The 21,659-nt window shown below is 67.1% G+C and carries 20 protein-coding genes; 11 read left to right on the forward strand and 9 right to left on the reverse strand.

What is annotated here, in order from left to right:
* Window positions 1–214 precede the first annotated feature (214 nt).
* The 3 genes from ON37_RS25725 to ON37_RS25735 all read left to right on the forward strand — a co-directional run bounded on the left by ON37_RS25725 (window position 215) and on the right by ON37_RS25735 (window position 5,255).
* Window positions 215–2,659: a transglycosylase domain-containing protein gene (locus ON37_RS25725; protein WP_051032050.1), complete on the forward strand. Its 2,445-nt coding sequence runs from the start codon at window positions 215–217 to the stop codon at window positions 2,657–2,659.
* 29 nt (window positions 2,660–2,688) lie between these two features.
* On the forward strand, window positions 2,689–4,389 hold the full coding sequence (locus tag ON37_RS25730) for a glycosyltransferase family 87 protein (RefSeq protein ID WP_051032044.1): 1,701 nt from the start codon (window positions 2,689–2,691) through the stop codon (window positions 4,387–4,389).
* 113 nt (window positions 4,390–4,502) lie between these two features.
* Window positions 4,503–5,255 carry an isocitrate lyase/PEP mutase family protein gene (locus tag ON37_RS25735; RefSeq protein WP_040722932.1) on the forward strand — a complete coding sequence of 251 codons (753 nt, stop codon included), beginning with the start codon at window positions 4,503–4,505 and terminating at the stop codon, window positions 5,253–5,255.
* 143 nt (window positions 5,256–5,398) lie between these two features.
* Here ON37_RS25735 and ON37_RS25740 read toward each other — a convergent pair whose 3' ends face one another.
* On the reverse strand, window positions 5,399–6,496 hold the full coding sequence (locus ON37_RS25740; RefSeq protein ID WP_040722933.1) for an alkene reductase: 1,098 nt from the start codon (window positions 6,494–6,496) through the stop codon (window positions 5,399–5,401).
* A gap of 49 nt (window positions 6,497–6,545) precedes the next feature.
* Here ON37_RS25740 and ON37_RS25745 point away from each other — a divergent pair, with 49 nt between their 5' ends.
* Complete coding sequence (locus tag ON37_RS25745; RefSeq protein ID WP_040722934.1) at window positions 6,546–6,911, forward strand: MerR family transcriptional regulator; 366 nt, start codon at window positions 6,546–6,548, stop codon at window positions 6,909–6,911.
* Here ON37_RS25745 and ON37_RS25750 read toward each other — a convergent pair.
* Window positions 6,883–7,833 (reverse strand): DMT family transporter, encoded by a 951-nt coding sequence (locus tag ON37_RS25750; RefSeq protein WP_245553471.1) that lies wholly within the window; start codon window positions 7,831–7,833, stop codon window positions 6,883–6,885. The two genes, ON37_RS25745 and ON37_RS25750, sit on opposite strands and share 29 nt — an antisense overlap.
* Window positions 7,834–7,902: 69 nt before the next feature.
* On the opposite strand from ON37_RS25750, the gene ON37_RS25755 reads away from it, so the two are divergent.
* Window positions 7,903–8,439, forward strand: coding sequence for a CGNR zinc finger domain-containing protein (locus tag ON37_RS25755; protein ID WP_040722935.1), 537 nt, complete (start codon window positions 7,903–7,905; stop codon window positions 8,437–8,439).
* Between the two features lie 7 nt (window positions 8,440–8,446).
* Here the strand turns inward: ON37_RS25755 and ON37_RS25760 are convergent, their stop codons facing one another.
* Entirely contained in the window at window positions 8,447–9,817 is a 1,371-nt protein-coding gene (locus tag ON37_RS25760) for a glycosyltransferase family 87 protein (RefSeq protein ID WP_051032045.1), read from the reverse strand.
* A gap of 260 nt (window positions 9,818–10,077) precedes the next feature.
* Between ON37_RS25760 and rpsF the strand changes: the two genes are divergently transcribed.
* The 5 genes from rpsF (at window position 10,078) to dnaB (ending at window position 15,202) form a co-directional block, all read left to right on the forward strand.
* Window positions 10,078–10,368, forward strand: a complete 291-nt coding sequence (gene rpsF, locus ON37_RS25765) for a 30S ribosomal protein S6 (protein ID WP_030514152.1) — start codon at window positions 10,078–10,080, stop codon at window positions 10,366–10,368.
* A gap of 97 nt (window positions 10,369–10,465) precedes the next feature.
* The gene (locus ON37_RS25770; protein ID WP_040722937.1) at window positions 10,466–11,005 is read left to right on the forward strand and encodes a single-stranded DNA-binding protein; all 540 of its coding nucleotides are present in this window, start codon (window positions 10,466–10,468) and stop codon (window positions 11,003–11,005) included.
* 58 nt (window positions 11,006–11,063) lie between these two features.
* Window positions 11,064–11,309, forward strand: coding sequence for a 30S ribosomal protein S18 (rpsR, locus tag ON37_RS25775; protein ID WP_040722938.1), 246 nt, complete (start codon window positions 11,064–11,066; stop codon window positions 11,307–11,309).
* 16 nt (window positions 11,310–11,325) lie between these two features.
* Complete coding sequence (gene rplI, locus ON37_RS25780) at window positions 11,326–11,781, forward strand: 50S ribosomal protein L9 (protein ID WP_040722939.1); 456 nt, start codon at window positions 11,326–11,328, stop codon at window positions 11,779–11,781.
* Window positions 11,782–12,571: 790 nt separating this feature from the next.
* The gene (gene dnaB, locus ON37_RS25785) at window positions 12,572–15,202 is read left to right on the forward strand and encodes a replicative DNA helicase (protein WP_040722940.1); all 2,631 of its coding nucleotides are present in this window, start codon (window positions 12,572–12,574) and stop codon (window positions 15,200–15,202) included.
* 15 nt (window positions 15,203–15,217) lie between these two features.
* Here the strand turns inward: dnaB and ON37_RS25790 are convergent, their stop codons facing one another.
* The 6 genes from ON37_RS25790 to ON37_RS25815 all read right to left on the reverse strand — a co-directional run bounded on the left by ON37_RS25790 (window position 15,218) and on the right by ON37_RS25815 (window position 19,662).
* The gene (locus ON37_RS25790) at window positions 15,218–15,898 is read right to left on the reverse strand and encodes a DUF6461 domain-containing protein (protein ID WP_040722983.1); all 681 of its coding nucleotides are present in this window, start codon (window positions 15,896–15,898) and stop codon (window positions 15,218–15,220) included.
* Between the two features lie 133 nt (window positions 15,899–16,031).
* Window positions 16,032–16,427: a VOC family protein gene (locus ON37_RS25795; RefSeq protein WP_040722941.1), complete on the reverse strand. Its 396-nt coding sequence runs from the start codon at window positions 16,425–16,427 to the stop codon at window positions 16,032–16,034.
* 134 nt (window positions 16,428–16,561) lie between these two features.
* A complete protein-coding gene (locus ON37_RS31200; RefSeq protein WP_051032046.1) occupies window positions 16,562–17,380 on the reverse strand; it encodes a DUF6585 family protein in 819 nt (272 codons plus the stop codon).
* Between the two features lie 159 nt (window positions 17,381–17,539).
* Window positions 17,540–18,124, reverse strand: a complete 585-nt coding sequence (locus ON37_RS25805) for a helix-turn-helix domain-containing protein (protein ID WP_040722942.1) — start codon at window positions 18,122–18,124, stop codon at window positions 17,540–17,542.
* 83 nt (window positions 18,125–18,207) lie between these two features.
* Complete coding sequence (locus tag ON37_RS25810) at window positions 18,208–18,603, reverse strand: hypothetical protein (RefSeq protein ID WP_157171590.1); 396 nt, start codon at window positions 18,601–18,603, stop codon at window positions 18,208–18,210.
* Window positions 18,604–18,672: 69 nt separating this feature from the next.
* Entirely contained in the window at window positions 18,673–19,662 is a 990-nt protein-coding gene (locus tag ON37_RS25815) for an ornithine cyclodeaminase family protein (RefSeq protein WP_040722945.1), read from the reverse strand.
* A 209-nt stretch (window positions 19,663–19,871) separates the two neighbouring features.
* Between ON37_RS25815 and ON37_RS25820 the strand changes: the two genes are divergently transcribed.
* Window positions 19,872–21,557 (forward strand): cutinase family protein, encoded by a 1,686-nt coding sequence (locus tag ON37_RS25820; RefSeq protein WP_040722946.1) that lies wholly within the window; start codon window positions 19,872–19,874, stop codon window positions 21,555–21,557.
* The last annotated feature ends 102 nt before the right edge of the window (window positions 21,558–21,659 follow it).

Here is a 21,659-nt window from a genome sequence, read left to right on the forward strand (position 1 = left end):
GATGCGTGGTCCGGCCGGTGGGCCGCCGCGCACGGGTGGCCAGCCCACCGTCCGCGGCGGCCAGCCGAACCCCGCCGGGGGTCCGCCCCGGCGGCCCGGCAATCCGGGCAGCCCGGCGAATTCCGGGAAGCCCGCGCAGCGTCCGGGTGGTGCGCAGGCCACCCAGAAGTCTCAGGCCACGCAGAAAATCGCGGCCGGCACCCTCGGCGAGGCGATGGCCCAGCGCACCCAGCGCTCGACGGCGGCCAACCGTTCGGCGCCCGGTGGCGCCGGTTCGCGGCCGGGCTCCGGCTCGGGGACGAGTGGCCGTCGCGCGACCGGCGGTACGCCGCCCTCGGGTCCGCCGCCGCGCAAGGGCAACGGCGGTGGCGATGGTCCGGGTGGTTCGGCCGGTCGGGGCCCGAAGGGTAAGAAGAAATCACCGTGGCGCATCGTGCGCCGGGTGCTCTACGTCCTGGTGGCATTGGCCATCGTGGTGCCGAGCGCGGTCTTCCTGATCGCGTACACGACCGTCTCGATACCCCAGCCGGGCGATCTCAAAACCAACCAGGTCGCCACGATCCTGGCCGCCGACGGCAACTCGGTGATCAGCAAAATCGTTCCGCCGCAAGGTAACCGGACCGATGTCACGATCGACCAGATTCCGCCACACGTGCGCAACGCGGTCATCGCGGCCGAGGACCGGGACTTCTACAGCAACCCGGGCTTCTCGATCTCCGGATTCGCCCGCGCCGCCCGCGACAACCTGCTCGGCAAGGAGAGCGCCGGCGGTGGTTCGACGATCACCCAGCAGTACGTCAAGAACGCCATGGTCGGCAATCAGCACTCGCTCAACCGCAAGATGCGCGAGCTGGTGATCTCGGCGAAGATGGCGCGGCAGTGGAGTAAGAACGACATCCTCACCGCCTATCTGAACACCATTCCGTTCGGCCGCGGCACCTTCGGCATCGATGCCGCCGCCAAGGCGTACTTCGGCAAGCCCGTCGAACAGCTGACCATCGAAGAGGGCGCGGTGCTGGCCGCCACGATTCAGCAGCCCTACGGCCTGGACCCGGAGAACAACCCGAAGGGCGCCGAAACACGCTGGAACTACGTGCTCGACGGCATGGTGGCCGGCGGCAACCTGCCCGCCGCCGAACGCTCGAAGATGGTGTACCCCAAGGTGCTTCCGTCGAGCGCGAGCAACGACAGCGACCAGCCGAGCGAGCCGGGCTCCAACGGCCTGATCAAACGCCAGGTCCTCAAGGAGCTCTCCGACGCCGGCATCACCGATTCGCAGCTCAACACCGAGGGTCTGCAGATCACCACGACCATCGACCAGAAGGCCCAGCAGGCGGCCGTCGACGCGGTGCACAAGAATATGCAGGGCGAACGGGACGAGATCCGGACCGCGGTCGTCTCGGTCGACCCGAAATCCGGTGGTGTGCGCGCCTATTACGGTGGTGACAACGCCACCGGCTGGGACTTCGCCAACGCGGGCCTGCAGTCGGGTTCGACGTTCAAGGTGTTCGGTCTGGCCGAGAACCTGGAACTCGGGAAGCCGCTGTCGACGATGTACGACAGCTCGGACCTGACCGTCAACGGCATCAAGATCACCAATGCCGAGGGCGAGACCTGCGGTACCTGCACCATCGCCGAAGCGCTCAAACGGTCGCTGAACACCAGCTTCTACCGGATGGAACTCGATATGCCGGACGGCCCGGCGAAGATCGCCGCGATGGCGCATCGGCTGGGCATTCCGGAAACGATTCCGGGGGTGGGCCAAACCCTCACCGAGCCGGACGGTTCGGGCCCCAACAACGGCATCATCCTGGGCCAGTACCAGGTCCGGCCGCTGGATATGGCCTCCGCGTACGCGACCATCGCCGCCTCCGGCGTGTATCACAAACCGCACTTCGTGCAGAAGGTCGTCACGGCCGACGGTCAGGTCCTGCTCGACCGCGGCCAGGTCGCCGGTGAGCAGCGCGTCTCCGCGGCGGTCGCCGACAACCTGACCTCGGCGATGGAACCGATCGCGGCGTCCTCGCGCAATCACGGTCTCGCCGGCGGCCGCAAGTCCGCCGCCAAGACCGGCACCACCCAGCTCGGCGATACCGGCCAGAACAAGGACGCCTGGATGATCGGGTTCACCCCGTCGCTGTCGACGGCGGTGTGGGTGGGCACCGCCGACGGTGTCGCGTTGAAGACACCGGGCGGTGCGATCATGTACGGCTCCGGACTGCCGTCCGATATCTGGAAGGACACCATGGACGGCGCGCTCGAGGGCACGCCGAAGGAGAACTTCCCGAAGCCTGCCGCCATCGGCGGCCAGGCGGGTGTGCCGTCCTATTCGGCGCCCTACACCGCGCCGAGCACCACCCAGCAGGACTATCAGCCACCGGTGGTGGTGAAGCCGTCGCAAGTGGAGATTCTGCCGGGCGTCGTCATTCCGGTGCCGGGCCTGCAGCCGAACCCGCGCTCCCAGCCGCAGCAGAATCAGCCGCAATCGCAGGACTCCGGCCCGATGCCGGGACAGCCGATCGCCCCGGCCGACGGCACCTCGCCGAGTAATTCGGATTCCGGTGGTAACAGCGGTAATTCACGCTCCCAACGGCCCGGAGCCGGTACCGGCAACACGACCGACGGGACAGGAGACGGGTACTCCAACAGTCACCGGTAGCCTCGGGTGACGTGAGTGCACAACAGCCGGTGGCGGCCTCGACGTTCGGTGAAGAAGGCGTCGAGACCGCCACCGGTTTCGTTTCCGCGGCCCCGGTTGCGGCGGATCCGAGGTCGGCCACGTGGCGGGACAAGCCCAGCCGTACCGATTCCATGACCGCCCAGCTGAGCAGCGTGATCGGCGGACCGGTCGGCGATCACGCGCTGATCGGGCGTACCAGGTTCTGGACCCCGCTGCGGATCCTGCTGGCCTTCGCCGTGGTCTTCCTCGCCTTCGGCTGGGCCGGTAAGGCCGGGTGTATCCAGCAGACCACCAATTCCGAGGGACACCTGACCCTCGACTGGAACAACGGCCGCCAGTACGTGGCGATGTGCTACTCCGACACCGTGCCGCTCTACGGCGCCGAACATCTCGACGAGGGCGCGTTCCCCTACAAGAAGCAGTGGACCGAGGCCGGCGCCGACGGCAAACTCCAGACCCGGTACATGGAATATCCCGTGTTGTCGGGTCTCTACCAGTACCTGGCGATGGAGGTCGCCAATATCTGGATGGCCCTGCCCCTACCCAAGGCGCTGTCGGTGGTGGTGTATTTCAACGTCGTCGCGGTGGGTCTGGCACTGGCCTGGTTGGTCACCGTGTGGGCCTCGGCGATGCTGTCCGGCCGCCGAATCTGGGATGCCGCACTGGTGGCGCTCTCGCCGCTGGTGCTGGTGCATATCTTCACCAACTTCGACGCGCTGGCAACCGCTTTCGCGGCAACGGGGTTGTTGGCCTGGGCACGGCGCCGGCCGGTCCTGGCGGGAGTGCTGCTCGGGCTCGGCGGGGCAGCGAAGCTGTACCCGCTGTTGCTGTTGGGTCCCATCGTGGTGTTGTGCCTGCGCACGGACGGTCGGCACCAGCTGCCGGGGCTGCGGCAACAGTTGCGCCGCAACGGCAACCAGCCGGTGCGGGCACTGCGCGACTATCTCGCCGGCGCCCGGATCAGCCCGCTGCGGGCGGCCGTGGTGGCCGTGGTCGCGGCGGTGCTCGCCTGGCTGGCGGTGAACCTGCCGATCGCCGTGCCGTTCACCAAGGGCTGGTGGGAATTCTTCCGGCTCAACAGCGAGCGGCACGCCGACCCGGATTCGCTCTACAACGTGGTCACCTCGTTCACCGGATGGCAGGGCTTCGACGGCCCACTGGCCGCATCGGACACCCCGACCGCGTTGAACCTGGTGTCACTGACGCTGTTCGCGGCCGCGTGCGCGGGAATCGGCTATATCGCGCTGACCGCCGCCCGCCGGCCCCGGCTCGCCCAACTGGCGTTCCTGGTGGTGGCGGCGTTCCTGCTCACCAACAAGGTGTGGAGCCCACAGTATTCGCTGTGGCTGGTGCCGCTCGCCGTGCTCGCGTTGCCCCATCGCCGAATCCTGCTCGCATGGATGACCGTCGACGCACTGGTGTGGTTCCCCCGGATGTACTACTACCTGGGTGTCGAGGACAAGGGTGTGCCGGAGCAGTGGTTCACCGCGACCGTACTGGTGCGCGATCTCGCGGTACTGGGGTTGTGCGCGTTGGTGATTCGCGCGATCTACCGCCCCGATCTGGATCCGGTGCGCGGCGACGGCGTCGACGATCCGGTGGGCGGCATTCTGGACCGCGCCCAGGATCCGGCCCTGCCCTGGTTACCGGCGGCGCTGCGCCCGAAAGCTCCGGTGGGCGAGCCGACCCGGCGCAGGCAGCCGGTATAGCCACGGACACCCACCATGCTCTCCCGGCCCGGCCGGTTCCTCGGCATCCTGGCGCCGGGATCCTGGCGCTTGCATCCTGGCGCCGGGGCGGGTGGATGGACGAGGATCGACACATGACCGCATTGAGCGAGCAGGCAACCACATTCCTTCAGCTGCACCGCCCCGGCGATCCGGCGATTCTGCCGACCGTCTGGGATGCGTGGTCGGCGAAACTGGTGCAGGAGGCCGGCTTCGCCGCCCTCACCGTCGGCAGCCATCCGCTGGCCGATTCCCTCGGCAAGGCCGATCAGGAGGGCATGACCTATCCCGAATCGATGGCCCGGGTCCGGGAGATCACCGCCGCCGTCGATATTCCGGTCTCCGTCGATATCGAGTCCGGTTACGGACTGAAACCGGCCCAGTTGATCGACGGTCTGCTGGAGGCCGGCGCCGTGGGCCTGAATATCGAGGATTCGGTCCACAGTGAGGGCGGACGGCTGCGGGGACCGCGCGAACACGCCGATTTCGTCGCCGGTCTGCGCCAAGCCGCCGACGCCACCGGTGTGCACGTGGTGATCAACGCCCGCACCGACCTGTTCCTGCGCGAGGATCAGAACACACCCGACCGCGTCGAGCGGGTGCTGGAGCGGATGCGGCTGGCCGCCGAGGCGGGCGCCGATGTGCTGTACCCGGTGGGCCAGCGCGATCCCGACATCCTGCGCCGGTTGTGCGCCGAGCTGCCGTTGCCGGTGAACGCGATCGGCCTGCCGGATCAGGGCGATCGAGCGTATTTCGCCGAATTGGGCGTGGCGCGAGTCAGTTTCGGCCCGTTCCTGCAGCGTGCCCTGACCGCCGAGGCCGACCGCCTGCTGCAACGCTGGCATTGACCGCCCGGCGCACCGATTCCGGTTCGGTTCTGTGACAATGGGAACCGCCGATGCCCGTCGCGGCGCAGACCACGAAGCCCGAGATGAGCGAGCCGACGGAATGCGCGGGAGGCGGTCATCGGCGCTGTGTCCCCGTTGTCGGATCACGCCACCCGGGCTGGGTGCCGATCGAGTTCGGCCCATGTCGGGTAATCGGTATAGCCGACCGGACCCTGGCCGTAGAGCCCGTCCGTTCGCACCGACGCCAGCTTGCGTCCGTGCCGAATCCGGTCTACCAGATCGGGATTGGCGATGAAGGCCCGGCCGAACGAGACCAGATCGGCGTGACCGGCGGCCAGCACCCGCTCGGCGGCGGCCGGCGAGGTCGGCGCACGGTTCTCGCCCACGTTGGCGATCAGCGTGCCGTGCCAGCGCGGGCGCAGGTCCGCGAGGGCGGGATAGTCGTCGTTGTCGGTGAGGTGCAGATAGGCCGGGCGGCGAGTGTCCAGTTCGGCGATCAACGCCCGGTACAGCGGCGCCGGATCGGCCTCGCGCATCCCGAATTGCGGATTCCCCGGCGACAGCCGCACTCCGACCCGCTCGGCGCCCACCGCCGCCACCACGGCATCGGTGACCTCGAGCGCGAAGCGCATCCGATTGACGATGGTGCCGCCGTATTCGTCCGTCCGCAGGTTCGTATTGTCCGCCAGGAATTGATGGATGAGATAGCTGTTGGCGCCGTGGATTTCGACGCCGTCGAAGCCGGCGGCCACCGCCCGGCGTGCCGCGTCGGCGTAATGGCCGACGGCCGCGGCGATTTCGGCGCGCGTCATACTGCGCGGCAGCGGGGCCGGCGCCTTTCCGCCGTCGTACAGGTGAACCGGGTCCTCGGGGCGCACCGCGGACGGGCCGGCCGGCACCGTGCCATCGATCCGTGCCTGCGGATGCCCCAATCGGCCGCCGTGCATGAGTTGCGCGAAGATCCGGCCTCCGGCACGGTGCACGGCGTCGGTGACCGTATGCCAGGCCCGCGTCTGCGCGTCGGTGGCCAAGCCGGGCACCCAGGCCTCGCTCTGACCGCTGGAATGCGGCCAGATCCCCTCGGTGACAATCAGTCCCGCCTCGGCCCGCTGCGCGTAGTAGGTGGCCACGTCGTCGGTCGGGGAACCGTCCGGGCGGGAACGCAGTCTGGTCATCGGCGCCATGACGACGCGGTTGGGCAGGTGCAGGTGACGATCGTGATATTCGGTCAGCAACAACATGCGCGTACCGTAGAACCTGACATCAATGTGAGGTGCAAGGGAGAAATCGGTGCGCATCGGTGAATTGGCGCGGCGCACGGGCGTGAGCGTGCGCTCGCTGCGCTACTACGAGACTCAGGGCCTGCTCACCTCGACCCGCACGTCCGGTGGACAGCGAGAATACGCCGAATCCGCCGTGGACCGGGTCGTTCGCATTCAGGAGATGTTCGCCGCGGGACTGCACAGCCGCACGATCGCCCAGTTGCTGCCGTGCATCCACGACTCCGACGGGACGCCCGCCGAAACCGCGACCCCGTGGCTCACCGAAACCCTTGCCGCCGAGCGCACCCGCATCGATGCGTGCATCAAGGACCTGATCCGCACCCGTGAAGTACTCGACGGTGTGATCAGCGCGGCGCAGGGCCGGCCGCAGTAACGACCGAGGCGAGTCGGCGGTCCGGAACCGATTGCAGCGCCGGGCCACCGGCCGAGCGGCGAGCGCCGGCCAGGATCATCCCGATCAGGCCCACCCCGAGACCCGCAAGGGTCAACGGCCGCAACGGTTGTGCGATCACCAACCAGGCCAGGGCGGCGGTCACGGCCGGGGTGGCGAAGAACAGTTTGCCGACTCGGGTTGCGTCCCAACGCCGCAACATCGCGTTCAGCAGCAGGAAGCAGGCGACAGCGTTGATCGCCACCATCCAGCCCAGCGCACCCGCGAATCGCAGCGGATCGTGGATTCGGGTGTCGCCGCCGGCAAGCATGAGGATTCCGGCCACCGGCGCACTCACCAGAACGTGCACGGCGGTGCTGGTGCGCGCGTCGACTCGCGGCACGAACCGCTTCTGATACACCGTGCCGAGACTCAGGCCGAGCAGGCCGATCACGCACAGCACCAATCCGATTGCGGAGAAATGTGATTGATCGACGACGGCCAAACCGACGCCGAGCCCACCGATGCCGAAACCCAGCCACTGCCGCGGGCTCACCACCTCGTGCAGCACGGTTCCCGCGAACAGGGCGATCACCACCGGATTCAGGCCCTGCACCAAGGCGATCACGGCCGCCGAAACGTGGTCGGCCATCGCGACATAGAACGCGCCGAACTGAACCATCTGCATTAGCAGACCGGCGATCGCGACATGAACCAGGTCGCGGCCCCGCGGCCACTCCGCCTGTACCGCAAGGGCATACAGCGTCAGCACGAGGCCCGCGCAGGCGAATCGGGCGAACAGCACGACCATCGGCGGCGCCGCGCCCACACCGATGATTCCGGCGATGAACGCACTGCTCCACATCACGACGAAGGCCACCGGGGCTACCGTCTCCATCAGCCGGGTTCGCACGATCTCCACCACCTAACCAGTTGAAGTGGTTATTACCCTCGCACCGCTCAACTAACCTGTCAAGGCGGTTACTATGGGACCGTGTTCACCTTCGTCAGTGGCAACCTGGCCCTGGATTTCGCCGGTACGGTCAAGGAACGCGAGGCCGGATTCATCGACCTGCTGACCGACCCGGCGGCGCTCGACGACTGGCTGGTGGAGGCCGGAGTGTTGAGCACTCGTCCCGCCTGCACGGCGGGCGAGTTCGCCCGTGCGATCGAGTTGCGGGAGGCGATCTACCGGCTGGCCGTCTCGACGGTGGCCGGGCGGGCGTGGTCCGACGCGGACCGCGATCTGGTCAACCGCGTCGCCGACGGCCCGAAGCCGTCGATCACGCTGCGCGCCGACGGCGATGTGCACCGCCGCGGCGACTGCGACCGCGCGCTCGCCCGCATCGCCACCGACACCGTCGAACTACTCGGCGGCCCGCACCGCGCCCGGATCAAACAATGCGGCCGCGACGCCTGCACCCGTCTCTATCTCGATACCTCCCGCGCCGGGTCGCGCCGCTGGTGCGATATGACGCTGTGCGGAAACCGCGCCAAGAGCGCGGCGTATCGCGCCCGGCACGGGGAGTGACCCGCACTCATCGGGCCGGGACGAGTTCGCGGGCCACCCGCGACATGATCGGCCGACAGCCGCGCGGCCGGGCGCGGACGAAGGCGAAGAAGAAGAACACCAGCAGCAACGCCCGGCCCCACACCCCGAACTGCACGAGTTTCTCGTCCACATCCGCGGCCGTGCCGCTACCGAGGGCGTAGAAGTAGCGGAACACCCCGATCCCCAAGGCCAGATCGGCGAGGAGATAAGCGCCGACCGCGGACCACGGCACCTCGAGCAGGACGAAGAACGGCAGCACCCACAGCGTGTACTGCGGTGAATGGACCTTGTGGAACAGCAGGAATCCACACAGCATCGCACCGCTCACCCCCACCCACGGGTAGTAGCCGAATTCGGGAAACCGCTTCCAGCCCAACCAGATCGCCAGGGCGAAAGCCGCGATCACCAGCACCGGCGAAGCCGTCGAGACGACGTCCTGGAAGGCGGCCTCGCCGCCCGGCCCCGGCGCGAACATCGGCCGCAGACCCCAGTACCAGATCGAATTCGTGGTGATGTCGGCCTGACGCAACTGCTGGAAGGTGAACGAGGCCCGCCACCCCTCGTACCCGAACAGCGCGAACGGCAGATTGATCGCCACCACGGTGGCCACCGCCGCGCCCCCGACCGCGAGCGCGCCGCGCAGGTCGTAACCGCGACGGGGCCCGTCCGACCGAGAATCGTCGAGCACCGGCTCGCCGACAAAGACGTACACCATCAGCGGCAGCACGAAGATCCCCGGATACAGCTTCAGGCAGAACCCGATGCCGAGCAGTACGGCGGCGACAATTCCTCTGGCGCGCAGGGAGTATCGCCTCGGGACCGTCATCGCGTAGACCGCGCCGACCGCCGCGCACACCACCGGGAGCTCCCAATTGTGGAAGGCGTAGAGCACCAGCGGCGGCCCCACCGACCACAGCAACGCCACCGCCCCCGACATCCGTCCGAGCATCCACGCGGTCATCAGCGCGAACGGCGCCAGCAGCAGCGCCGAATGCAGCAGGAATCCGGCATCGTCGTGTACACCGGCCGCGCCGAGCCACATCAGCAGCCCACTCAGGACCGGATATTCCACCGCGCCGCCGGTCAGGGTGCCGTCGGGAGTGATGCCCCCGCCGAGATACGGAAACAGATGATCGTTGATGCCCCGGCCGAGCCACAGGAACTGAATATCGGAATAACAGACCTCGGCGTCCTTGATCCGATCGAACACCAAACTGCGCCCGTCGCCGTCGAACGGGGCGCCCGCACAGCGAGCCTTGTTGAGGTAGGCGAAGATCAGGGTCACCGCGCAGGCCAGCACCGCGACCACGGCCGCGACCCGGCCGGTGTCGCGGGTCCGGACTACCGAATCGCCCACGCGGCCACCTCCGCAGCCACGTCCTCGCCACCGCCGCGGTCGAGGCGATCGGCGGGTCGGTTCGACATGTCCACCACGATAGGTGGCCTACCCCGTACCCGCCGGTGTTCATCGGTAAGGAGACCCATTTCGCACCCGGCGACCCGGATTCGGGTCCGGACCGGCCGTTCATGTAGCCTTGTCGGGTTGCTGACGCAACGACCCCTCCTGCCACGGAAAGTCCGTGGCCGTTCACAGTCCACAGGAGGTGATGGGTTCCCGTGCGTCATTACGAAGTGATGGTCATCCTCGATCCGAACCTGGACGAGCGCACTGTCGGTCCGAACCTGGACAAGATGCTCAGTGTGGTCTCGCAGCAGGGCGGCAAGATCGACAAGGTCGACCTCTGGGGCCGCCGCCGGCTGGCCTACGAAATCGAGAAGCGCGCCGAAGGCATCTACGCCGTCGTCGATCTGACCGCCGAACCGGCAACGGTCAGCGAGCTCGACCGTCAGCTCGGCCTGAACGAGTCGGTGTTGCGCACCAAGGTGCTGCGGCAGGACAAGAAGTAACCCCCTGGCAGACCTGTCGGAAGGCAAACCGCACTTGTCGTTGCCTGGCCTTAGGCTCTAGCGCAACAAGCGAGTGCACCGGAGACCAGGAGGAACCATGGCAGGCGACACCGTAATCACCGTCATCGGCAATTTGACGGCAGATCCGGAACTTCGATTCACGCCCGCGGGCGCGGCGGTAGCCAATTTCACGGTGGCGTCGACACCTCGTGTGTTCGACCGCAACACCAACGAGTGGAAAGACGGCGAAGCGCTGTTCCTGCGCTGCAACATCTGGCGTGAGGCCGCGGAGAACGTCGCCGAGAGCCTGACCCGAGGCGCTCGCGTAATCGTGAGCGGACGACTCAAGCAGCGCTCCTACGAAACCCGTGAGGGTGAGAAGCGCACGGTCGTCGAACTCGAGGTCGACGAGGTCGGTCCCTCCCTGCGCTACGCGACCGCGAAGGTCAACAAGACCTCGCGCGGCGGTGGCGGCGGCGGTTTCGGTGGCAATTCCGGCGGCAGTGGTGGGGGCTTCGGCGGCTCCAACGGTGGCAGTCGCGGCGGGCAGGGTTCCGCCGGCGACGATCCGTGGGGCAGCGCTCCCGCGGCCGGCTCCTTCGGGGGCGGCCAGATGGACGACGAACCGCCGTTCTGAACGGCTCACATATCGGGGCCCGCGTTCGCGGCTCCCAGGCAAGACGGAGTGAAGACCCATGGCCAAAGCACCGGCACGCGAAAAGGTGCTGAAGAAGAAGGCTTGCGCTTTCTGCAAGGAAGGCAAGGAAGCCGTCATCGATTACAAGGACACGGCGTTGCTGCGCAAGTTCGTCAGCGACCGCGGCAAGATCCGCGCCCGCCGCGTCACCGGAAACTGCGTGCAGCATCAGCGGGACATCGCCGTCGCGGTGAAGAACTCTCGCGAGGTCGCGCTGCTGCCGTACGTGTCCACGGCTCGCTGAGAACGGGAGGCAGACGATGAAGCTGATTCTGACTGCTGATGTGGACAACCTCGGTGCGCCCGGCGACACCGTGGAAGTCAAGGACGGTTACGGCCGCAACTACCTGCTGCCGCGCGGCCTGGCGATCGTCGCCACCAAGGGTGCGCAGAAGCAGGTCGAGGGCATTCGCCGGGCGCAGGACGCTCGCCGGGTGCGCGATCTGGACCACGCCAAGGAACTGAAGGCCGCCATCGAGGGCCTGGAGTCAGTGTCGCTGTCGGTGAAGACCGCGGGCACCGGTAAGCTGTTCGGCTCGGTCACCCCCGCCGATGTCGCCGGTGCGGTGAAGGCCGCCGGCGGTCCGGTGCTGGACAAGCGCAGCATCGAGCTGCCGAAGGCGCACATCAAGAGCACCGGCAAGCACAACGTCACGGTGCACCTGCACCCGGATGTGGTTGCCAAGTTCGACCTGCAGGTTGCCGCCGCCGAGTAATTCCGGCGACCGTTGCCCGAACCGGCATCGCGCCTTTCCGGCCGGTACGTGTTCGCGTGCAATGAATCACAAGGTTTCCGAAGACCATCCCCGTAGGTTCTGCGGGGATGGTCTTCGCCTGCGCGTGCGTCGGCTGCGGGTGATACCGACACGCGACTCTCGTCGTATTTCGGACCGCGATCGGATCGCACCGGCTAGAGTTGCGAAAGATTTGCTCGACATCGGCGACGGGCGCGGCTTCTCGCGACCGAATCTCTTGATGCGCTTTCTACCCAGCTCCTGGGGATTTGTGGACAAGTCGACAAACCGACCACTATTGATGTGATGTGCGCCATAGCGCGCGAGAGCAGTGTTAACCCAACACGCCCGGCTGTTCATCTCGAATGACACGCCGAGGAGATTTCGATCCACATGTGAGCAATCGAAAAAAGTGGGTTTCACCTGGCCATAGCCGTTGTGCATTCCTATTTATCCCCAAGGAATGCACAGGGCCTACACAACAGCCGGTGAACTGTACCCAGTTTATCCACAGCTGTCTCCACAGCTCGGTTTGGTGATCCCCAGTTCGGTCGCTTAGGTTCATCCCGGCGCCCTCACCGAGCGTCCGTAGTGCCGGGATTCCAGCTGCTGGGAACCGTTAGCTGCGGGTGGATTCGCCTTCCGTGACGACCGCCGCATGCCGCGCTGTGACGCATCCCAACGTGTCGGTGCCCGGGCGTACAACAGGTCATCAATAGGGTCGAAGCCGGATGATGAGGCCGGGTGCGATGAGAGAGGACGGTCGAGTCGAGTGGCAGTCGTCGACGATCGCGGGCACTCGGACTACAACGACCAGCCCGGTGAGGATTTCGGTCGGCAGCCGCCGCACGATATGGCGGCCGAACAGTCGGTCCTCGGGGGCATGCTGCTCAGCAAGGACGCCATTGCCGACGTCGTCGAGGTCATCCGCCCCGGCGATTTCTACCGCCCCGCCCACCAGGCCGTCTACGACGCCATCCTCGACCTCTACGGCCGGGGCGAACCCGCCGACCCTGTCACCGTGGCCGCCACGCTGGACCGGCGCGGTGAACTGAAACGCATCGGTGGCGCCCCCTACCTGGTCACCCTGACCCAAACGGTACCGACCGCGGCCAACGCGTCCTACTACGCCGAAATCGTCGCGGAGAAGGCGATTCTGCGCCGCCTGGTCGAGGCCGGCACCCGCATCGTGCAATTCGGCTACGCCGGCGCCGACGGCCAGGACGTCGCCGAGGTGGTCGACCGCGCCCAGGCCGAGATCTACGAGGTGACCGAGCGCCGGTCCAGTGAGGACTTCCTTCCCCTGGAAGAGCTGCTGCAGCCCACGATGGACGAAATCGACTCCATCGCCAGCCGCGGCGGTATCTCCCTCGGCGTCCCCACCGGCTTCACCGAACTCGACGAGGTCACCAACGGTCTGCATCCGGGCCAGATGATCATCGTCGCGGCGCGACCCGGCGTGGGTAAGGCGCTCGCGCTGGATACTCCGCTGCCTACGCCCGACGGCTGGACGACCATGGGCGAGGTGGCGGTCGGAGACGAACTGCTCGACGCACACGGACGGCCGACACGTGTCGTAGCCGCCACCGAGACGATGCACGAACGTCCTTGCTACGAGGTGGAATTCTCCGACGGCACGGTGATCGTCGCGGACGCGGAACATCAGTGGCTCACCGAAACACGCGCCTCACGGCGCTCCGCACAGCAAGCCGCGGCCGGCCGCAACCGGTATCGGAATCAGCGGACGTTCGCCGAGGTTCGGACCACCGCCGATATCGCCGGAACACTGCGCTGCGCGACCGCGGACGCGCGGCTCAATCACTCGGTCACCAACGCCGCGCCCCTTCAGCTGCCGGAACGTGACCTGTTGGTTCCGCCCTACACCCTGGGTGCCTGGCTGGGCAACGGCGCCGCCGCCTCCGCCCAACTGACAACTGCCGAGCCGGAAATCGTGCTGCGCATCGAGAACGAGGGGTTGCTCGCGGTGCCGTCGGCGAGTGCCGTGCTGCGCTACTCCCTGCGCCTGCCCGAACCCGATCCCATTTCTCCTCGCAACTGCGCCGTGTGCGGCACCGAGTTCGTGCCGTTCACCTCCGAGGTGAAGACCTGCGGCCGATCCTGCGGTGGTAAGTCGCGATTCGTGTCCTCCCGCTCGCCCCGGCCGACTTGCCCGCAGTGCGGCCGGCCTTCCACCGGTCTGCGGATGTGCCAGGGCTGCCGTAATGCCACGGGCACGGTGCAAGCACGGTTACGCACCATCGGTGTCCTGGGGAACAAGCACATACCCACCGCCTATCTCCGCGCTTCCGAAGCACAGCGGCGCGCGCTGCTGGCCGGTCTGCTCGACACCGACGGTACTGTGACCCACGGCGGTTCGGTGCAATTCACAGTGACGAACGAACGATTGGTCTCCGATGTCGAAGAACTGATCGTCAGCCTCGGATACCGATGCCACCGATCGGCCGAGCGCGTGCGCGGACGCACCGCGGACAGTTCCGTGGCGTACACGCTCACGTTCGCGACCGACGACGAGGTGTTCGGCCTGAGCCGAAAGAATCTGCTGCACAAGCAGCGTCGGCGCGCGACCGGGACCGCGCGGTCGAACTCACGGTTCATCGTCGACGTCCGTCCGATCCCCAGTGTTCCGGTCCGCTGCGTCGAGGTCGACAACTCCGAACACCTCTACCTGGCCGGGCGCTCGATGATCCCCACGCACAACTCCACCCTGGGAATGGATTTCATGCGGAGTTGCTCGATCAAGCACGGCTTGGCGAGCGTCATTTTCTCCCTGGAAATGAGTAAGACCGAGATCGTCATGCGCCTGCTGTCGGCGGAGGCGAAGATCAAGCTCGGCGATATGCGCGCGGGGCGCATGAGCGACGACGACTGGACCCGACTCGCGCGGCGGATGAGCGAGATCAGTGAGGCGCCGCTGTTCGTCGACGATTCGCCGAACCTCACGATGATGGAGATCCGGGCGAAGGCGCGGCGGCTCAAGCAACGCCACGACCTGCGGCTCGTGGTGGTCGACTATCTGCAGCTGATGACCTCCGGTAAGAAGGTCGAATCCCGTCAGCAGGAAGTGTCGGAATTCTCCCGAAGCCTGAAACTGCTGGCAAAGGAATTGGAAGTCCCGGTGGTCGCGATCAGTCAGCTGAACCGTGGCCCCGAACAGCGAACCGATAAGCGCCCCATGGTGTCCGACCTCCGCGAGTCCGGCTCCCTGGAACAGGACGCCGACATGGTCATCCTGCTGCACCGCCCCGACGCCTTCGAACGCGACGACCCGCGCGGCGGCGAGGCCGACCTGATCCTCGGCAAACACCGAAACGGCCCCACGGCGACCATTACCGTCGCCCACCAACTCCACCTGAGCCGTTTCGTGGACATGGCTCGCGGGTAGCGGACTCGGGGACGATTACCACCTGTACAAGACGGGTCCGACGAGCATCGCACGATCGAGGATTTCCGGGACGAACCGCACTCCGGTGAGCTTCGCGGCCAAGGCGAAAGCTCTCGGCACGGCCGCGAAGTAGTCGGTCTCCCAAGCACTGTCGTCCCAGTCGTACTCGTCGTCGCGATCATGCTCGTCGTCGCCCCTGTCCAGCGTCATGCCGAGCTCCCGCATGAAGCCATTGAGCCGGTCGGGTTCGGAGCCGTGTCGAAGGTGGGGGCACGTCAGGTTGTAGCCCGTGACGATCGTGCCGTCGATCGCGTACGCGAGGCTGTCATCGGCGTAGTCGTGCCGAGTGATGCCCAATACCTCACAATCACGCGACAATTCGGCCAGGACATCGGGGAGCGTGGCCATCCACCCGAACAGCTCGATGGCTACGCTCCACTCACCGAGCTGCACGACACCCACGTGGCCTCCCCCGGATCCGCCGCCGTTTTCGAAGCAGAACTTGCTGACCCGCTCTCCGAGCTCATCGAAGCCCGCTTCCTGGCCCTGGTCCTCGCCGCGGCTGAAGCGGCGCACCACCTCCGCGGGGTCGAGCCCGCGGAAGAAACTTACGGTGAAGATCTCGCCCAGCCGGCGGTCATCGCCGTTGCGAGCGTGCAGCCACTGAAATGGGGCCAACGGGTCGGCAGTCGTCATACCGTGCATGATGGCAGGCGTCACCGACAGTCAGCGGCCTCGTTTCTTCCTTCGCCAGAAGACAATTCGAGGACCCGGCCCCGGCTGCCGGAGCAGCCGAGGCGGGCGTTCCGAGTCCTGCCGGGGCGCTGTTTCACATGTCCTTGTGGCAGACCGCTTCGAGCATGACGCCGTCGTATCCGGTCCAGAAGGTGGCGTAATAGGGCGGCGGATACTGGGGAAATTCTCTCGGCGCGTGGATGATTTCATCGCCACGCGAGGATGCCCAGGTATACACCTTGTCGACGTCGGCGCGGGTGCGCACCATGAACGCCAGGTGTTGCAGCCCGGCACCCTCGGGCCGGTAACCGGGCTCGGATGCCGGATAGAAGAACACGTACGTTCCGATCTTCCCGCCTGCTGGCCGGTATGCGAACTGCGCATCGTCGGCCACTAAGGGCTCATACTCGAGCAGTGGCATGATCTCGTCGTAGTACGCACGGGCCGCACTGAGATCGGAAACGTTGACGCCGATGTGTCCGAGGGGCATCTCCGGAATCTACCGATCAGCTGTTTTTCAGCCAAGAAGCCGCCCGAAAGCCGTTGCGCGACATCCGTTATCGAGCCACCGCCCGGTGGAGGCCGATTCGCCCGGCCCGACACCGGTTCCGCAGCGACAAGAGGTCAGGCCTGCGTTGTCGTGGGACGGTTGCGTAGCCCGATCAGATGATCCGCCAGCCGGTGGAACAGCCGGAAATTCGGGATGTCGCCGACGGCGGCGGTGAAACCGGGCCAGAGCTTTCCGGCCAGACTCACGGCGATCGAGCCGTTGTCGATATCGATCCGCTCGATCCGGTCCCAGGCGATCGACTTGTCGAGCCGACCCAGTTCGTCGCGGGTCATCCACACATCACCGAACTGCACGCGCTGTCCGGCTTCGAGCGCGGCCCACGTCGGTGTCAGTTGCGCAGCGACGACGGCGTCTTGAATCGCCGGCCCCCACTCCTGCGGACGCGCGAGATTGCCGAGCATCAGGAACTGCGTGCCGGCGAGGTCGAACAGCCGGTATCGGTAGGCGGTGAGGCCGTTACGACGATAGTGGGTGATCGATGCCGTCACCGAGGTGCGGTCGTAGCGCACCACGTGCAGCCCGCCGCCGTGGGCGTAGACCAGCCCCTCGGCATAGAGGTCGAGCCGGATCGCGCGGTCTTTTCCGTAGAACGGCCGGGCGGTGATCAGGTTCCCGATGAGCGCCAGGAAGCAGACCACCGCGAGGAGTGCGGTGAGAAACCACCAATTGCCGTTCACCAGCACACCCACCAGCGTCACCAGCCCGAGGACCGGCGTGGCGACGGCGAGTGTCCGAATGTTCTTGCGATGCACCGGATGCAGCGCCGGATGAGCGGATCGGTGTGCTCCCAGGTTCGCCTCCGCGGCGGCCTGTCCGATCCGGTTCAGTAGTTGCGGATCTTCGTGCGCACGACCGATAGGCTCGGACACCATACCCCCCAGTTGAACGGATTCGCTTCGCCTGCAACCTTATCCGACGATCCCGCCGGACCTTGTTCGGCCCGGTCCCGGCAGTCGGATCCACGCCGGCTCGGCGGGGGCGACAAGGACGCGGATGGTGGTGATCCCCCTTCGGCGACCGCGCCGGCCGAGTCAGTTCGGCCGGTAGCGGGCGCGCAGGTGGAAGCGTTCGCCCTGCGGACCGAGGATGCTGAGGAATTCGACCGGGCGGTCGTCGGCGTTGCCGAACCAGTGCGGGAGGTGGGTGTCGAATTCGGCGACCTCGCCGGTGGTGAGAACGAGGTCCTGATCGCCGAGCACGACCCGGAGCCGGCCGCTGAGAACATAGAGCCAGTGGTAGCCCTCGTGGGACCGCGGCGCCGGTTCCCGGCCGTCGTTTCCGGCCGGGAGGATCTGGCGGAAGACTTGGAGGCCGCCCGGGTTACGGGTCAGCGGGATGACAGTCATGCCGTTGCGGATGAACGGTTGTGGATAAACCCGGGGGTCGCCGCTGGCCGGGGCGCCCACGAGCTCCTCCAGCGGAATCCGATGCGCCTTCGCCAAGGCGAGCAGCTGTTCCAGACCGGGTTTGCGTTGTCCGGACTCGAGCCGGGACAGCGTGCTGACCGGGATGCCGGTCTCGGCCGACAGCGCGGCCAACGTTCGTCCCCGCCGACGACGCAATGCGCGCAATCGTGGGCCGATGCCGACCAGGACGGACTCGAACTCCTCGCTCATTCCGTCACGGTGCCCGGGAGTTTCCCGGCGGCGCAACGTTGTTTGCCGAATTGTCAAAATGGCCGTGTCGAACCCGCTGTCGGCTACCGGCGGCCCGGGTCGTACTCCCATGCGTTGTCCGGCAGTCCGGGCCGGGTCGGTACCTGCGTGATGCGCGCATCGGTGACGATGCCGATCTGTCCGAGCGTGAGCGGCATCAGGCAGTCACGGCTCGGCCGGCTCGCGGGATTGTCGGCGAAGCCGGTCACCGACTTGTAGTACGGCCCGAGCGGCGCGCCGTACGCCAGATTCACCCCCACACAATCGACTTCGAGGATGTAGGTGCCGTCACCGCCGCAATGCGCGGAAGCACCGGTCGCCCACCGATCCAGGACACAGTCGCGCGGCTCGGCTGCCGCCGACCCCGCTGCCGCCGTGATCATCGTGGCCGCTCCCGCGACCAGAACCGACATTCCGATGAACTTTCGAGCAGTACCCATAGCCACCTTCTTTGTCGTACCGGACAGCCTTTGTCGTTCCGGACTGCGCAGAGTCTCACACACCGACCGCTACAGCGATACGCGCTGACCGACACCGCGCGCCCGCGCCGCCGCGAGGATCAGCGCGGCCGCGGCGGCATCCTGTACCGCGACGCCGACGGATTTGTAGAGGGTGATGCCGGTGTCGTCGGTGCGGCCGGTTGCCGTACCCGCGACGAGTTCGCCCAGTTCGGCGTGGATTCCGGTGAGCGTGAGCAGGCCACGCTCGAGCGGGCCGGCCAGATCGCGATTGGGCGGGACGGCCTGCAACGCCGCCGCCCGGGATTCGACGATCAGCATGGCCTCGGCGATCGTCTCGTCGTCCACCTCGCGTCCGTTCGGGTGGTAGCCGACCGAGGTCAGATGGGTGCCCGGCGAGATCCAGGCCCGGCGGATCGCCGGTTCCACGGTGAAGGTGGCGCCACAGACCACGTCGGCGCCGTCGGTCGCGGCCGGATAGGACGGCATCGCCACCACCTCGACGCCGAGCTCGTCGCTCAGCTCCGCCGCGGCCGCGCGGGCGCGCTCGCGGTCACCGCCCGCGATCCGCACCTGCCGGAACGGGCGCACCCGGGAGACGAAGCGCGCGTGCGCGCGGGCCTGGACGCCGGTCCCGAGGACGGCGAGTACCTCGGAATTCGCTCGGGCCAGCAGCCGGGTGGACAGTGCCGAACACGCCGCGGTGCGCGCGGCGGTGATCACCGCACCGTCCAGTACGGCCGCCGGTGCACCGGTCTCGGGATCGAAAACCGCGATGATCGCCTGCCGCACCGGCCGGCCGGTGCCGGTGTTACCGGGGAAGACGCTGACCAACTTGCTGGTCAGCGCCCCCGCGGAGGGAACGTAGGCGGGCATGTCGAGAAGTCCGGTGAAGGTGTCGCCGGCCGCCACGACCGCCGCCGTCCGATTCGGGGCCGAGACCCGGCCGGCGCTCAGATCCGCCAGCGCCGGGCCCATCGCGTCGATGAGGGCATCCGGATCCATGACCGCTTCGACGTCGTCGCGCCCCAGAAACAACATGCGGCAACCGTAATCGGGGCAGCCGACAGATTTTTCGACTCGCCGCGGCGACCGGGCCGGACGGTGCGTTACACCACCGGGTGAACATCACACAATCGTTCCGGCCGGTAACACTCGGCGGGCCCGGCGCGACGTTCTCCGTGACATACACATGGCCCGTCGGGGGGCCTGTCCGTCTTCTTGTGTCGGATCGGAATGGGGATCAGGACATGGCTCTTCGCGAGTTCGTCAAACGCCACCGGATCGCATCGGCGGCCGCGGCACCTGCGGTTCTAGGGGTCGCGGCGATCGTTGCCGCCTCCTGGGGTCTGATGGCCACACCGCAGACCCGGGACACCCGGTTGACCTCGTCGGTCACCGAATGTCATGACATGGTGACCATCTCGGTCGCCGGCCGCAACGACAGCCCGGACCCGAAGACCACGGCCATGCTGGTCGATGCCAACGGCAACGCCCTGCCGGCGGCACTGTCGAGCGATTACAGCAGCCACTGGGTCGATCCGGTCGTCAACGCGCCCGCGGACAAGGTGGATCCGGGTTCGTATGCCGCGGTGTACATCGCGTATCCGGCGAATATGAACTCCTACGAGGATGCGGTGAATACCGGTGTCACCAATGCCGAGAAGGTGATGCACGACATCGCCCAGGCCTGCCCGGACACCAAATTCTCGATCGTCGGCTACAGCGAAGGCGCCGACGTCGCCCGCCGGGTGGCGATGGGCATCGGGCACGACCAGCCCGGCGCCGACGGCAAATACGATGTCGTAGACCCGAAAAACGTTCTGGGCGTGGTGATTCTGGCCGATGCCGGTCGAACCGCCGGTGACGGTCCGTTCCCCGGCGCCCAGGACCCGAATCATCCCGACGGCTTCGACCAGAAGTACCAGAACAGCAACAAGCCGATCTCGGGGCAGGGCGCACTGCCGGACCAGGCCGGCGACTTCGGTGCGCTGAACGGCAAGGTTGCCTCGTTCTGCTCCGAGGGCGATCTCACTTGTGCCGCGCCGCAGAATATTTCGCTGCTGCAATTGGCCGCGAACGTGGGCCGGCAGTTGAATGTCGATGCGTTGCAGAACGAGGGCCTCACCCCCGCCACCGGACAGGACGTGGCCGTCGTCCTGGGCCGGATCGCGATGAACGCCTTCTCCTACATCGCCACCCAGCCGAACTGGATGGCCAGTGACGAGACGTTCCTGCAGGTGTTGCTGAAGGTGTCGGAACCGGGCTACAAGCCGGGCCAGAACCCGCCGACTCCCGCACCGGCACAATCGATTTCCACCGATCAGATGGCGCCGCTGGCGTACCTGCCGCAGAAGGTGCTCAACGAGATCATCGGGCTGATCGTAACCAACCAGAACACCATTCCGGTGATCATGAGCGATCCGTACCAGCTGACGTTGGGTCCCAACGGCACCGGGCATCACTTCGACTACTGGCGGGATTCGGATGCGGCCAACGGCAAGCCGATGACCTCGGCCGAGTACGCGGCGGCCTGGCTCACCCATCTGGCGCAGCAGGCCCAGGCGGGCAAGCAGATCGATCCGAAGTCGCAGCCGACCGAGGCCGACGTGCGGGCGGCGTACAAGACCGTCGCCGACACCAAGGCGGCCACGCCGTCGACCACCGCGAGCCCCGCACCGAGCACGACGGTGCAGCCCACGCCGACGACTGAGGCCACCCCGGCGCCCACGACCACGACGACGACGGCACCGGCGCCGACCACGACCGTCGCCCCGGCCGAACCGCCGGCCCGCACCCAGGTCGCGGCCCCGGTGCAGACCACCGAGCCGACGACCGCCCAGCCGACGACCGCGCAGCCGACGACCTCCCCATCGGCGACGACACCGCCGACCACGACGCAGTCGGCGGCGCCGACCACGACCGCGACGAAGTAGCGACGGCGCTGATCCGATCGTCCATCGGATCGGCCGGCTCGATCCCGAAAGGCCGGGCCCGGTATTCGACCGGGCCCGGCCTTCTCGTCTTCGTCCCCCGCG

The organism is Nocardia veterana NBRC 100344, from assembly GCF_000308855.1.
Lineage (GTDB): Bacteria > Actinomycetota > Actinomycetes > Mycobacteriales > Mycobacteriaceae > Nocardia > Nocardia veterana.